Source organism: Staphylococcus petrasii (assembly GCF_002902565.1).
In the GTDB taxonomy this organism is placed as follows: Bacteria; Bacillota; Bacilli; order Staphylococcales; family Staphylococcaceae; genus Staphylococcus; species Staphylococcus petrasii.
Genome location: NZ_PPRC01000045.1, coordinates 36715 through 50319 on the forward strand (window position 1 = coordinate 36715; position 13605 = coordinate 50319).

The following is a 13605-nucleotide window of genomic DNA, read 5'->3' on the forward strand; positions in this document are numbered from 1 at the left end:
AAACCGTTCCACTCATACAATTTTAATAATAATATAGCGTATAAAACGTGTCAATTCTATTCAAATTGTTGTAAAAATTCCAAGCAATTTTGTCACAAAATATTCACATTTTAAATTCTTTTGGTTTTTCAATAGTTAAACCAAAATAATATTTTATACTTTCGCATATTCTTAATGACGCCATTCCATCTCCATAAGGATTTTGAGTTGATGCCATATTTTTATAAGCTGTTGAATCATCTAATAATGTTTTTATTTCTGAATAAACATTATCCGCTTCTGTGCCTATCACTTTTAATGTTCCAGCCGCTACACCTTCTGGTCGTTCTGTAACATCTCTTAATACTAAGACAGGTTTATTTAACGAAGGCGCTTCTTCTTGAACTCCGCCAGAATCCGTTAATATGATTTGTGCCTTATTAGCAAAGTTGTGGAAGTCTATGACATCTAAAGGCTCTATTCTTTCCACTCGCGTTTGGTCACTAAAATATTTACTTGATAAATCTCTTACTTTAGGATTCAAGTGCTGAGGATAAACTACCACTACATCGTCATATTCACTAATAATTTTATTAATCGCTTTGAAAACATTTTCCATAGGAACGCCAATATTTTCTCTACGATGCATGGTTAATAAAATTATTTTTTTATTTTTATGCTTATTTAAAATATCTGACGTGTAGTCATTTCTAATCGTGAGATTCAACGTATCAATTGCTGTATTTCCAGTTACAATGATAGAATCGCTGTCTTTTTGCTCTTTGATTAAATTTTCAGCTGCATTTATAGTAGGTGCAAAATGTAAGTCGGCAATATTACTTACCATTTGTCGATTGATTTCTTCAGGAAACGGTGCATATTTATCACCAGTTCTTAATCCTGCTTCTACATGACCTACAGCTGTTTGATTATAAAAAGCAGCTAAAGCACCTGAAAATGTAGTAGTAGTATCTCCATGCACAAGGACCATATCTGGTTGTTCGTCTTTAATGATATTTTCAAGTTGTATCATAGCGCTAGACGTAACTTCAGATAATGTTTGATTTTCTTTCATGATATTTAAATCATAATGTGGTTGGATGTTAAATGTTTTTAAAACTGAATCTAACATTTCTCGATGTTGAGCAGTTACAACAATCATTGGCTCTAATTCGTCGTCATTTTCAAGTTCTTTAACTAAAGGTGCCATTTTAATTGCTTCTGGTCTTGTACCAAAGACTGTCATAATTTTTTTCATATTATTTACTCCTACAACGAACTAACTTTAAACTTCTCAACTACTGTATCTTTACTATTTAGTACCAAATAATCTGTCTCCAGCGTCACCTAAACCAGGCGTGATATATGCTTTATCGTTTAATTTTTCATCTAAAGCAGCTATATAAATATCAACGTCATCATGCGCTTCTTGCATTTTTTTAACACCTTCTGGAGCTGCAATTAAACACATAAATCTAATATTTTTAGCACCACGGTTTTTCAATGAATTAATCGCTTCGATAGCAGATGCACCTGTTGCTAACATAGGATCTACAACGATAATTTGTCTTTCATCAATATCTTGTGGTAATTTCACGAAATATTCTACAGCTTTTAATGTTTCAGGGTCACGATATAATCCGATATGGCCTACACGTGCTGCTGGAACTAAGCTTAATACACCATCTGTCATTCCTAGACCAGCTCTTAAGATAGGTACAATAGCTAATTTTTTACCTGCTAATCTTTTAGCTGTCATTTTAGTAACAGGTGTTTGAATTTCGACATCTTGAAGCTCTAAATCTCTTGTTACTTCGTATGCCATTAACATACCTACTTCATCAACAAGCTCTCTAAATTCTTTTGTTCCCGTATTCATATCACGGATGTAACTTAATTTGTGTTGAATTAAAGGGTGATCAAATACATGTACTTTACTCATTATTTATTTCCTCCAGTTATTTTAAAAAATTACTCATATAGTGGATACTTAGCTGTTAATTTACTTACTCTTTCACTAGCTTCTTTTAATTTAGTTTGATCTTTAGGATTTTTTAGCGCTAAGCTAATAATTTTCCCTACTTCTTTAAACGCTTCTTCATCAAAGCCTCTAGTGGTAGCGGCTGGTGTACCTAAGCGAATACCACTTGTAACGAATGGTTTTTCCTGGTCAAAAGGAATAGTGTTTTTATTACAAGTAATACCGATTGAATCTAATGTAGATTCAGCTTCTTTACCTGTAACATTCACTGAGTTTTTAACGTCAACTGCTAATAAATGATTATCTGTACCGCCAGAAACAATTCTAAAGCCTTCTTCTTGTAGCGTTTCTGCTAATACTTTAGCATTTTTAACTACTTGTTCTTGGTATGCTTTAAATTCTGGTTCTAATGCTTCACCAAAAGCAACGGCTTTAGCAGCAATCACGTGTTCTAATGGACCGCCTTGGATACCAGGGAAGATTGTTTTGTCTATATCTTTTTTATACTCTTCTTTGCAAAGGATTAATCCACCGCGTGGCCCTCTCAAAGTTTTATGAGTTGTACTTGTAACGAAATCTGCATACTCTACTGGGTTAGGATGTAAACCTGTTGCTACTAAACCAGCAATATGCGCCATATCTACCATTAATTTTGCGCCTACTTCATCAGCAATTTCTTTGAACTTTTTAAAATCAAGTTCTCTTGAATATGCAGAAGTACCAGCCACAATTAATTTAGGTTTATGTTCAAGTGCTAATTTACGAACTGCCTCATAGTCAATCTTCTCTGTTTCTTTATCTACTTCATAATCTACGAAATTATAAAATTTACCGCTAAAGTTAACAGGAGAACCATGCGTTAAATGGCCACCATGGCTTAAATTCATTCCTAATACAGTATCACCCATTTCAAGTGCTACTAAGTAAACAGCCATGTTAGCTTGTGAACCAGAATGAGGTTGAACATTAGCATGTTCAGCGCCAAATAAGGCTTTAACACGTTCGATAGCAATTGTTTCCGTAATATCTACGTAATCGCATCCACCGTAATAACGACGTCCAGGATAACCTTCAGCATACTTATTCGTCATTACAGAACCTTGAGCTTCCATAACAGCTTCAGAAACAAAATTCTCAGATGCAATTAGTTCGATGTTATTATTTTGTCTATTGTATTCATTTTGAATCGCTTCATAGACAGCTTTATCTTGATTTTGGATATATGACATTAAAAATCCCCTCTTCCTTTCAAACCTATTCGTATTTAGCTCGTTCACCGCCGATTTTTTTAGGTCTTGAAGTGGCAATCGTTACTATTGCATCGCCAACTTGTTTAACACTAGTTCTAATCGGTACACAAACATGTTTAATATGCATTCCAATTAATGTTTGCCCAATATCGATACCTTTAGGAACAGTAATATGCTCTACAACTACAGGATCTTTCATATGTTGATAGGCATATGTTGCTAGACTCCCACCTGCATGAACATCTGGTACGACTGTCACTTCTTCCATTGTTAAAGGATTAAACTGTTCTCTTTCAATTGTGACTGCTCTATTAATATGTTCACAACCTTGAAATGCGAATGATACACCTGTTTCTTGTTGTACCTTTTCTAAGGTAGTGAATATATCTTTAGCTACGTCCATTGAACCTACAGAGCCTATTTTTTCTCCAATAACTTCAGATGTTGAACAGCCAATAATGCATATTTCACCTTCTTTAAAGAATGATTGTGCTTTCAATTCATTTAATAAAGTCGTAAGTTCTTGCATAGAAATCTCCACCTTATTTATATAATTAAAAGAAGCATAGCAAACTAGCTATACTTCTTCATTATAACGTATTTAATTAATAACTTATACTAAATGTAATATTTTCGTCTTATGAAAAGCCTTGCAATTTATGGATTAGACTATAAAGTTGATTAAACGTATCTCGATACGTATCAATACTGCCACCAAATGGATCGTCCACATCAGCGTTTTCTCCAACGTATTCACTTAAAGTATACACATGAATATTTTCACCATACGCATTGATTAATTGCGCTTTATGTGACTGAGTCATTGTCAAAATTAAATCACTATTGAGGTCACTCTCATCAAATTGTTGTGCTGATGTAGGTTCTGGTAAATCATGTTCTAAGATAACTTCTAAAGACTCTGGTGTCACCGCTTGGCCATTTATCGCAAATAACCCTCTTGATTCAATTGTATCGTTTGGAAGCAATGTTTTAGCTATGCTTTCTGCAATAGGACTCCGACACGTATTTCCAGTACATACAAATGTTATTTTCATAACTCTTCACCTCTAATGATACGGTTAGCAGTTGCTTTGGACATTCTATTCATTACGGCTTCTGCGGCTTCTGCATTTTCAAAAGCATAAATATATGCTTCATTAATCAGTTCATTCTTATCAATATCATGCAAAATAGCATATAAATTATGATTTGCACCTTTAATATCACGTTCATCCTGACATAAAGGAATAAACCATGAACCATCTGGAACGAAAGATTTTAAACTTTCTGGCAAAATGAAAGCAACATTTGTCCAATCTTTATGGTTTAAAATAGGATGCGTTAGATCTTTCAACATAGTGACAGGCGTTTCTGGTGAATAATGTTTATATTTCATGCCCGGAGCAATCGGTTTTTCAACATTATTATAATTAAAATGTTCGACACTACCAGGGAGCACTTCATTTAACATGGTTTGAGTGATGGCGCCCGGACGAGCGATTCTAAAGGGATATTGCGTACAATCAAGCACGGTACTTTCTAAGCCTTCTTCACTTTGATCCCCATTAACTATGCCGTCAATTTTACCATTTAAATCGTGATAGACATGTTGAAATGTTGTAGGTGATGGACGGCCACTTAAATTTGCACTTGGTGCAGCTATAGGTAAATCTACATATTGTAAAATAGCGCGTCCGATTGTATGACTCGGCATACGCACTGCGATTGAATCTAGACCACCGCTCACTTTATCACATAGGTAACCTTTTTCAAGCGGTAAGATAAATGAAATCGGACCTGGCCAAAACGCATCCATTAATATTTTGGCTTCATCAGGTACATGAGCTACAAAGTCATTTAATTGTTCTAGACTATGAATATGCACGATTAAAGGGTTGTCAGAGGGACGTCCTTTGGCTTTATAAATATTAGAAACCGCTTCTTCGTCTTTTGCATTTGCACCAAGACCATATACAGTTTCAGTAGGAATCGCGATTAAACCGCCTTGTTCAAATATTGTTTTTATTTCATTTAACTCAGGAAATGATAGTGGCTCTTCACTATAGTTGCGCATATCCCATATTTTACTTTCCATTCACCTCACACCTTTCCTTTAAATATCGTGATTATGAGTGATGAAAAGGCTGGGACAAAATTAAATGTCTCAGCCTCCTCTTTAACTTATTTCCATTCAAATGACACGATTCTGTCTATTCCATTAATGTCTTTAATGACATTAACTGATAAATTTGGATATTTTTTTAAAATTAATTCCTTTAATATCTCGCCTTGATTATACCCTATTTCAAATGTAACATATGCATCTTCATTAAGGACTTTTGGCAAATCATTTAATATAGATTCATATATTGCATAGCCTTTATTTTTCGCAAATAAGGCAACATGAGGCTCATATTTTACAACAGTATCTGCCATACTATGAACCTCTTCATAGTCGATATAAGGTGGATTAGAGATTAGACCATCTACTTTAATATTATTTTTGATAAGTGGTTTTAAAGCATCACCATGCAAAAATTCAATATCTGCATTATGATGATAGGCATTATCCTTAGCTAAATCTAGTGTTTCTTGAACGACATCTGTCGCAACCACATTTAATTTAGGATTTAATTTTTTAAGTGATACAGCAAGCGCACCACTACCTGTTCCAATATCTACAACTGTGGCTTCCTCTTTCACATGTTCTAAGAAATGAAGCATCACTTCTTCAGTTTCTGGACGAGGAATGAGACAATGTGCATTTACTTGAAACTGAAGACCATAGAACATTTGAAAACCTACAATGTACTGAATAGGCTCTCCTAGTAGCATACGTTCCACAGCCAATGAAAATTTAGCTTCCTCAGCTTCATTCATTTCATCATACATATGCATGAGATAATCCGTTCTAGACCAACCAAATAAATCAAGCATTAACCATTCTGCACGAGACTGTTCAAATCCTTTGTTCTTTGCTAATTGAATAGCTTCAGTTAACTTATCCTTAAAGCTCGCCATTATTTAATTCTTTCAGTTTTTCAGTTTGTTCAGAAAGTGTAAGTGCATCGATAATTTCGTCTAATTTACCTTCCATGATTTGATCTAACTTTTGTAATGTTAAGCCAATACGGTGGTCTGTTACACGGCTTTGAGGGTAATTGTATGTTCTTACACGTTCAGAGCGGTCACCTGTACCGACAGCTGATTTACGTTGTGCAGCATATTTTTGTTGTTCTTCTTGTAATTTCATATCATATAAACGTGCTTTCAACACTTTTAATGCTTTTTCACGGTTTTGAATTTGAGATTTTTCAGAAGATGTTGCAATTACACCTGTTGGTAAGTGAGTAATACGTACAGCTGAGTCTGTAGTATTGACGTGCTGACCACCTGCACCACTAGAACGGTACGTATCAATTTTTAAATCTTCATTACGAATTTCAATTTCAACGTCTTCAACTTCTGGTAATACCGCTACTGTAGCAGTAGAAGTATGAATACGGCCACCTGATTCTGTTTCAGGCACACGTTGCACACGGTGGGCACCATTTTCAAATTTTAATTTACTATATGCGCCACTACCTGAAACTGAGAAACTGATTTCTTTATAACCACCATGGTCACTTTCAGCTGCTTCTACAATTTCAGTTTTGAAGTTTTGAGATTCTGCATATTTTGTATACATTCTTAATAAATCGCCAGCGAAAATCGCAGCTTCATCTCCACCTGCTGCTGCTCTGATTTCAACGATAACGTCTTTCTCATCGTTAGGATCTTTAGGGATAAGTAAGAATTTAAGTTGTTCTTCTAATTCAGGAATCACACTTTTAAGACTAGAACTTTCCTCTTTTAACATTTCAATTTCTTCTTTATCGTCTGTTTCGTTTAACATTTCATCGATTTCAGCGATTTCTTCTTTTTTACTTTTATAATCTCTATAAACATCTACTGTTTTTTGTAAATCAGCTTGTTCTTTAGAATATTTACGTAATTTATCTGAATCATTTACAACCTCAGGGTCACTTAACATTTCATTTAATTGTTCATATCTTTCTTCAACAATATCTAATTGATCAAACACTACATTTCCTCCTTGTCATTATTACTCGGTGCAACAATGTGATGTGCTCTACATCTTGGTTCATAACTTTCATTCGCTCCGACTAAAATAATAGGATCATCTATTTTAGCTGGTTGTCCATTAATTAATCGTTGGGTTCTACTTGAAGACGAACCACAAACAGCACATACCGCTTGTAATTTAGTTACTTGCTCGCTGACTGCCATGATTTGTGGCATAGGTTCGAATGGTTCTCCACGAAAGTCCATGTCCAATCCAGCAACTACTACTCTGTGGCCATCTTCAGCAAGTTTTTCAACAATGTTAACAATTTCTTTATCAAAGAATTGAATTTCATCTATACCAATCACATCTACATGTGATAAATCTTGTAATAAAATATCTCGTGCTGTGGTAATATTAATGGCTTCTAATTCGTTTCCATCATGAGATACAACTTTTTCATCATGGTAACGATTATCTATAGCCGGTTTAAACACTACTACTTTTTGTTTAGCATAAAGACCTCGGCGCAATCGACGAATTAATTCTTCTGATTTGCCACTAAACATACTTCCAGTAATGCATTCAATCCAACCAGAATGGTAAGTTTCATACATTATAAGTTCCACCTTTTTCAAAACATAATCGCTTAATTATATCATATTTTAATTGTTTATAAACGACTTTATGTATATCTAGAATGTTCATAATTTTTAAGTATTTATACCAACACACTTTATGTAGTACGCTACTTACTCATTTCTATAAAATAAAAAAACTGCCTACTTAACTCTATATAACATAGATTAGGCAGACAGTTTAAACTTACAATTAGTTGTTGTTGTTTGATTTGAGACCAAACTTTTTGTTGAAACGTTCCACACGACCATCCGCAGCAGCGAATTTTTGACGTCCAGTATAGAATGGGTGTGAATCAGAAGATACATCTAAACGAATAACTGGGTATTCATTTCCATCTTCCCATTCCATAGTTTCTGAAGATGTTTTTGTAGAACCACTTAAGAATTTAAAGTTTGTTGTAGTATCTAAAAAGATAACTTTGTGGTAATCAGGATGAATTCCTTGTTTCATTATTTTCAGCTCCTTTGCCCTGAACCATCTGGAACAGAGTTATTTGTGAGTTTTTACCCAATACTTAGCAATTATAATAGTTATTACTATAAAACGCAACCCTCAATCTGATATTCATTAAATTATCGGTTTGCCAGTTTTAGTACTCTCTTCTGCTGCTTTTTGTAATTGTTGGAAAAACTCTTTATTATTTTTTGATTTTTTCAATTTTCTAATGAAGCGTTCCGTAAAGTCTGTAGAATCTGTAAACATATTTCTAAGTTGCCATAATGAATCTAGCTCAGATTTACTAATTAATAATTCTTCTTTACGTGTTGAACTTCTACCGATATCAATTGCTGGGAAGATGCGACGCTCAGATAACTTGCGATCTAAGTGTAACTCCATATTTCCTGTTCCTTTGAACTCTTCATAAATCATATCGTCCATACGTGAACCTGTTTCAACTAACGCTGTCGCAAGAATTGTAAGACTGCCACCCGCTTCAATATTACGTGCTGCCCCAAAGAATGCTTTAGGTTTGTGTAATGAGGCTGGGTCTAACCCACCAGATAATGTTCTACCACTTGGAGGGATGACTAAGTTATATGCACGTGCTAAACGCGTAATAGAATCCATTAAGATAATAACATCTTGTCCAATCTCAACTAATCGTTTCGCTCTTTCAAGTAATAATTCCGCCACTTTCACATGGTGTTCTGGTGGTTCATCAAACGTTGAATGTACAACTTCTGCAGATTCAACTGAACGTTCAATATCTGTTACCTCTTCTGGTCGCTCACCAACTAATAAAATAAATAATTTTGCGTCTGGTTTATTTGTACTAATGGCATTAGCGATTTCTTTAAGTAATGAAGTTTTACCAGCCTTTGGAGGAGCTACGATAAGTCCACGTTGACCTAAACCGATTGGGGTAACTAAATCCATAATACGCGTTGAGTAGTTTTGAGGATCTGTTTCTAAAATAATTCTTTCCTCAGGATAAAGAGGTGTTAAAGCTTGGAAGTGAGGGCGTTTTTTGACAACTTCAGCATTTTCATCATTTACAAAGTCTACTTGTAATAAGCCATAATACTTTTCATTATCTTTAGGCTTACGTACCTTACCAGTCACCTTATCGCCTCGTTTAATTTCAAAACGACGAATTTGACTAGCAGAGATGTAAATGTCTTTTTCACCTTTAGAATAGTTAACCGTTCTTAAGAAACCGTAACCATCTGGCTGAATATCGTCTAATACACCTTCCATGTAGTAATTGCCATCTTTTTCCATTTGCGCTTCCATGATGGCTAAGACTAATTCACTTTTATTCAATTTACTATAATTAGTAAGTTTTAAAGATTTTGCTTTTTGCGTTAACTCTTTAGTTGTGTAATTCTTATATAATTCATGAAAAGATTCATATTGCGGTGATGTACGTTCTCTTTCAGGCATAAACTGCACCCATTTCTTATATTTTTATGAAGACTCATTTTTAACATAGTTTATTATTTTGTGTTATTTTCTGCTTTTCTGAAAATGCAGCACCAAATAAATCATAAATTATTTTATCAAAAAGTTGTGAGTCTTAAATACTAGAATTAATATAGCAAATTTTCATTTTAATTACAAAATGATTTTATTAAATTTCAAAAATTAAAACAGCACATGGAACTATAAAAGTTCCATGCACTGTTATAAATCATAATTAAATTAATTGTTCAAATTAAATGAAATAACCAGCGATTGATTTAACTTCTAAGAATTCTTCAATTCCGTAATCGCCCCATTCACGACCAATACCAGATTGTTTATAACCACCGAATGGTAAGTCTGGTGTATTTGCCGCTTCATTAATTTGAATACGTCCAGCTTCGATTGAACGTGCTACTTTTTGAAGTGTATCTTTATCTTTACCAATTACATAGCCAGCTAAGCCATATTCTGTATCGTTAGCAATTTTAATTGCTTCATCTACATCATTATAAGTGATTACTGATGCTACTGGACCAAAGATTTCTTCACGAGCAATTGTCATATCATTATCTACATTAATAAAGATAGTTGGTCTTGCAAAGTAACCAGTGTCTAATCCTTCTGGTTTACCTGGACCACCGTAGAATAATTCAGCGCCTTCTTCAACACCTTTATCAATATATGATTGCACAGTATCAAATTGTTTTTTACTAATAATTGGTCCAACTTGTGTACCTTCTTCGCGCGGATCGCCCACTTTAACATTACTGAATTCTTCTTTTAATGCTGTTAAGAATTCTTCTTTAATGCTTTCAGGTACTAAGATACGTGTACCTGCAGTACAAACTTGACCAGTGTTATTAACTACTTTACCTGTAGTAGCTTTCGCAGCTTCTTTAATATCTACATCGTCTAATACGATATAAGGTGATTTACCACCTAATTCAAGAGATACTTTTTTGAAGTCTTTTGAAGCTTTTTCCATGATTTTTGAACCAGTACGTCCTGAACCTGTAAATGACATCATTCTTACTTTAGGATGTTCACTTAATGGGTTACCTACGCCTTCACCGTCACCATTAACTAAGTTGAATACACCTTTAGGTACGCCAACTTTATCAAAGATTTCAGCTAAGATAATTGCAGCAAATGGTGTTTCTTCAGATGGTTTAAGCACTACTGGACTACCAGCTGCAAATGCCGCTGCAAGTTTTAATGAAGTTTGGTTAGTTGGGAAGTTCCAAGGTGTTACTAAGCCAGTGACACCGATTGCTTCTTTTGTTACTAGTGAATCTCCACGGCGTTCTTCAAATTCAAATGAATCTAATGCTTTACTAGCTTCTTGGAAATGTTGTAAGCCCATTTCATAGTGTACATTTTCAGATACAGAAAGTGGTGCACCTAATTCATCTGTAATAGCTTCAATAATATCTTGTTTTCTATTTTTATATTCTTCAACGATTTTATCTAATAATTCTTTTCTTTCTTTAACTGAGCTATGGCGAAATTCTAAATATACGTCATTAGCAGCTTCTACAGCTTTATCTACGTCTTTTTCGTTACCTTTGGCTACTTTGCCGATAACTTCTTCAGTTGCAGGATTAATTACGTCAATTGTTTCTCCGCTTTCACTATCAATCCATTCGCCGTTAATATATTGTTGAGTATAATTTCTCATCAATTATTCACTCCTTAAGCGTCGTTATTTCATCTGTCTAATGTTTATCCCTTTTTGAAAAATTTAAACATAGCCATTTTAAAATGAAAAAAGTTCTGCTTTGCATCACTAAAACGTAACGCAATGTCGCAGAACTTTTTCATAATTATTTAGCTTTAACTTCATTTTCAAGCTCTATATAACTTCTAGCCCACTCTTCCATTGGTTTTAAAGCTTCAGCTAGAGCTCTTCCTTTATCTGTCAATTCATAAATAATTGAAACCGGACTAGTTGAAACTACCTTTTTTTCTACTAATCCCCATTCACCTAAATCTGTTAATTTAATACTTAAAGCACGAGGGGTAATCGTTTTTAAATCCCTTTTCATATCGGAAAAGTGTGCAGTATAATCAGTGCATCGAGATAGGTAGTTAATGATTAAACCGTTCCAACTTCTACCAACAATTTTAAAGGTTTCTTCAAGATATGGACAGATTTCCATTGTCTTCACCTCTAATCAAAACATCTTTCACAAAAAGAGCAAGCCTGTAGCTATCTCTCGTGTGATGCTACAAGCTATGAAGCAACTCAAATTTGCACTATACTTCATTTACTTTTTGTCTTTAATATAATTATTATACCAGATATTTTTACACTTGTTCAGTCCAAATGTCTGCACCTAATTCTTTTAAGTGCTTAACGATGTCTGTATAGCCACGATAAATATGTTTAACGTTATAAATAGTTGTTACGCCTTCAGCGATTAACCCAGCAATAATTAAACATGCACCTGCACGTAAATCACTTGCATAAACATCCGCGCCTTGTAATGACGATGGTTTAATAGTAGCTGTACCTGTAGACATATCCGCTTCAATATTAGCGCCCATATTTTTCAATTCATCTACGTGTTTAAAACGAGCTGGATAAATTGTTTCTGTAACAAATGAAGGACCATCTGCCATAAATAATAATGGTGTGATTGGTTGTTGTAAATCTGTGGCAAACCCAGGATATACCAACGTTTTAATATCTACATTTTTATAATCTTTATGGCCTTTAATTGTAGCTTTTTCTGCATCATCGTCAATATCTATATCTACGCCTAATTCTTTTAATTTTACAGTTAACGCTTCTACATGTTTCGGTACAATATTATTAATTGTTACTTCTTCACCACACGCAGCTGCAATACACATGTATGTTCCTGCTTCAATACGGTCAGGAATAATTTGATATTCAGAGCCATGTAATGTTTCTACGCCGTTAATTTTCAACGTGCTTGTACCTGCACCTTTAACATCTGCTCCTAAGCTATTTAAGAAGTTAGCAACATCGACAACTTCAGGTTCTTTAGCAGCATTTTCAATAATTGTTTGGCCTTTAGCATGCACGGCAGCTAACATAATGTTAATAGTTGCTCCTACACTTACCATATCAAGGAAGATATTAGCACCATGAAGTTCTTTCGCTTCGAGCTTCATAGATGTTTCACTAGACTCATCGATTTCGGCACCAAGTGCTTTAAATCCTTTGATGTGTTGATCAATTGGTCGAGGTCCTAGTGGACAACCGCCTGGTAAGCCAATGACACATTTTTTAAAGCGACCTAACATCGCTCCCATCATATAATAAGACGCACGAAGAGATTCTACTTTATTATTTGGTAATGGTGCATTTTGTATGTTAGTTGTATCAACATCTAAATGTTTACCATCTAAATTTGTTTTAATATTTAAGTCTTCTAATAAACTCACTAATGTTTCGACATCAGAAATTTGTGGCAGACCATCAAGCTTTACTTGGCCTTGAGCTAATAACGTCGCTGGAATGATAGCCACTGCACTATTTTTAGCACCACTTATTGTGACTTCACCGTTAAGCGTTTGACCACCACGGATTTTTATTACCTCTTGAGTCATAAGTTTTATCTCCTTTGTTTGTCATTTTCAAATTGTACATTATTAGTATTATAAATTATATTTTATTTATTTGTAAAACGTTAATTACTTAGATTTTTTAGTAAAATTAATTTTCAAAAATAATATCTGGTAATCGTATAAAACCTTTAAAAGGTATTATGTATAATAGTATTATAAATCATTTTCAAAAAATTATTAATTCA

At 34.2% G+C, this 13605-nt stretch carries 14 protein-coding genes; all 14 read right to left on the reverse strand.

Annotation, left to right across the window (positions count from 1 at the left end):
• Positions 1 to 103: 103 nt before the first annotated feature.
• The 14 genes from wecB to CD127_RS08020 all read right to left on the reverse strand — a co-directional run bounded on the left by wecB (position 104) and on the right by CD127_RS08020 (position 13402).
• A complete protein-coding gene (wecB, locus tag CD127_RS07950) occupies positions 104 to 1237 on the reverse strand; it encodes a non-hydrolyzing UDP-N-acetylglucosamine 2-epimerase (RefSeq protein WP_103366340.1) in 1134 nt (377 codons plus the stop codon).
• 54 nt (positions 1238 to 1291) lie between these two features.
• Positions 1292 to 1921 (reverse strand): uracil phosphoribosyltransferase, encoded by a 630-nt coding sequence (gene upp / locus CD127_RS07955; protein WP_103298948.1) that lies wholly within the window; start codon positions 1919 to 1921, stop codon positions 1292 to 1294.
• 29 nt (positions 1922 to 1950) lie between these two features.
• Positions 1951 to 3189: a serine hydroxymethyltransferase gene (gene glyA / locus CD127_RS07960; RefSeq protein WP_103366341.1), complete on the reverse strand. Its 1239-nt coding sequence runs from the start codon at positions 3187 to 3189 to the stop codon at positions 1951 to 1953.
• 25 nt (positions 3190 to 3214) lie between these two features.
• The gene (locus CD127_RS07965; protein WP_103366342.1) at positions 3215 to 3739 is read right to left on the reverse strand and encodes a TIGR01440 family protein; all 525 of its coding nucleotides are present in this window, start codon (positions 3737 to 3739) and stop codon (positions 3215 to 3217) included.
• A gap of 109 nt (positions 3740 to 3848) precedes the next feature.
• Positions 3849 to 4265, reverse strand: coding sequence for a low molecular weight protein arginine phosphatase (locus CD127_RS07970; RefSeq protein WP_103366343.1), 417 nt, complete (start codon positions 4263 to 4265; stop codon positions 3849 to 3851).
• Positions 4262 to 5305 carry an L-threonylcarbamoyladenylate synthase gene (locus CD127_RS07975; RefSeq protein ID WP_103366344.1) on the reverse strand — a complete coding sequence of 348 codons (1044 nt, stop codon included), beginning with the start codon at positions 5303 to 5305 and terminating at the stop codon, positions 4262 to 4264. The genes CD127_RS07970 and CD127_RS07975 overlap by 4 nt, the downstream gene beginning before the upstream one ends.
• Before the next feature lie 86 nt (positions 5306 to 5391).
• A complete protein-coding gene (gene prmC, locus CD127_RS07980; protein ID WP_103298953.1) occupies positions 5392 to 6231 on the reverse strand; it encodes a peptide chain release factor N(5)-glutamine methyltransferase in 840 nt (279 codons plus the stop codon).
• Positions 6218 to 7294 carry a peptide chain release factor 1 gene (gene prfA, locus CD127_RS07985; protein ID WP_103298954.1) on the reverse strand — a complete coding sequence of 359 codons (1077 nt, stop codon included), beginning with the start codon at positions 7292 to 7294 and terminating at the stop codon, positions 6218 to 6220. The genes prmC and prfA overlap by 14 nt, the downstream gene beginning before the upstream one ends.
• Positions 7294 to 7893: a thymidine kinase gene (locus tag CD127_RS07990; RefSeq protein WP_103298955.1), complete on the reverse strand. Its 600-nt coding sequence runs from the start codon at positions 7891 to 7893 to the stop codon at positions 7294 to 7296. Before CD127_RS07990 ends, prfA begins: the two co-directional genes overlap by 1 nt.
• Positions 7894 to 8107: 214 nt before the next feature.
• Positions 8108 to 8368, reverse strand: a complete 261-nt coding sequence (locus tag CD127_RS08000) for a type B 50S ribosomal protein L31 (RefSeq protein WP_103298956.1) — start codon at positions 8366 to 8368, stop codon at positions 8108 to 8110.
• 117 nt (positions 8369 to 8485) lie between these two features.
• Positions 8486 to 9802 carry a transcription termination factor Rho gene (rho, locus tag CD127_RS08005; RefSeq protein WP_103298957.1) on the reverse strand — a complete coding sequence of 439 codons (1317 nt, stop codon included), beginning with the start codon at positions 9800 to 9802 and terminating at the stop codon, positions 8486 to 8488.
• A 271-nt stretch (positions 9803 to 10073) separates the two neighbouring features.
• The gene (locus CD127_RS08010; RefSeq protein WP_103366345.1) at positions 10074 to 11501 is read right to left on the reverse strand and encodes an aldehyde dehydrogenase family protein; all 1428 of its coding nucleotides are present in this window, start codon (positions 11499 to 11501) and stop codon (positions 10074 to 10076) included.
• A gap of 145 nt (positions 11502 to 11646) precedes the next feature.
• Entirely contained in the window at positions 11647 to 11982 is a 336-nt protein-coding gene (locus CD127_RS08015; RefSeq protein ID WP_103299173.1) for a winged helix-turn-helix transcriptional regulator, read from the reverse strand.
• A 148-nt stretch (positions 11983 to 12130) separates the two neighbouring features.
• Positions 12131 to 13402, reverse strand: coding sequence for a UDP-N-acetylglucosamine 1-carboxyvinyltransferase (locus CD127_RS08020; protein WP_103366346.1), 1272 nt, complete (start codon positions 13400 to 13402; stop codon positions 12131 to 12133).
• Between the last annotated feature and the right edge of the window lie 203 nt (positions 13403 to 13605).

Excerpts from the sequence above, each read along its gene's own strand:
- wecB (WP_103366340.1), bottom strand. The coding sequence starts at position 1,237 with ATGAAAAAAATTATGACAGTCTTTGGTACAAGACCAGAAGCAATTAAA.
- upp (WP_103298948.1), bottom strand. The coding sequence starts at position 1,921 with ATGAGTAAAGTACATGTATTTGATCACCCTTTAATTCAACACAAATTA.
- glyA (WP_103366341.1), bottom strand. The coding sequence starts at position 3,189 with ATGTCATATATCCAAAATCAAGATAAAGCTGTCTATGAAGCGATTCAA.
- CD127_RS07965 (WP_103366342.1), bottom strand. The coding sequence starts at position 3,739 with ATGCAAGAACTTACGACTTTATTAAATGAATTGAAAGCACAATCATTC.
- CD127_RS07970 (WP_103366343.1), bottom strand. The coding sequence starts at position 4,265 with ATGAAAATAACATTTGTATGTACTGGAAATACGTGTCGGAGTCCTATT.
- CD127_RS07975 (WP_103366344.1), bottom strand. The coding sequence starts at position 5,305 with ATGGAAAGTAAAATATGGGATATGCGCAACTATAGTGAAGAGCCACTA.
- prmC (WP_103298953.1), bottom strand. The coding sequence starts at position 6,231 with ATGGCGAGCTTTAAGGATAAGTTAACTGAAGCTATTCAATTAGCAAAG.
- CD127_RS07990 (WP_103298955.1), bottom strand. The coding sequence starts at position 7,893 with ATGTATGAAACTTACCATTCTGGTTGGATTGAATGCATTACTGGAAGT.
- CD127_RS08000 (WP_103298956.1), bottom strand. The coding sequence starts at position 8,368 with ATGAAACAAGGAATTCATCCTGATTACCACAAAGTTATCTTTTTAGAT.
- rho (WP_103298957.1), bottom strand. The coding sequence starts at position 9,802 with ATGCCTGAAAGAGAACGTACATCACCGCAATATGAATCTTTTCATGAA.
- CD127_RS08010 (WP_103366345.1), bottom strand. The coding sequence starts at position 11,501 with ATGAGAAATTATACTCAACAATATATTAACGGCGAATGGATTGATAGT.
- CD127_RS08015 (WP_103299173.1), bottom strand. The coding sequence starts at position 11,982 with ATGGAAATCTGTCCATATCTTGAAGAAACCTTTAAAATTGTTGGTAGA.
- CD127_RS08020 (WP_103366346.1), bottom strand. The coding sequence starts at position 13,402 with ATGACTCAAGAGGTAATAAAAATCCGTGGTGGTCAAACGCTTAACGGT.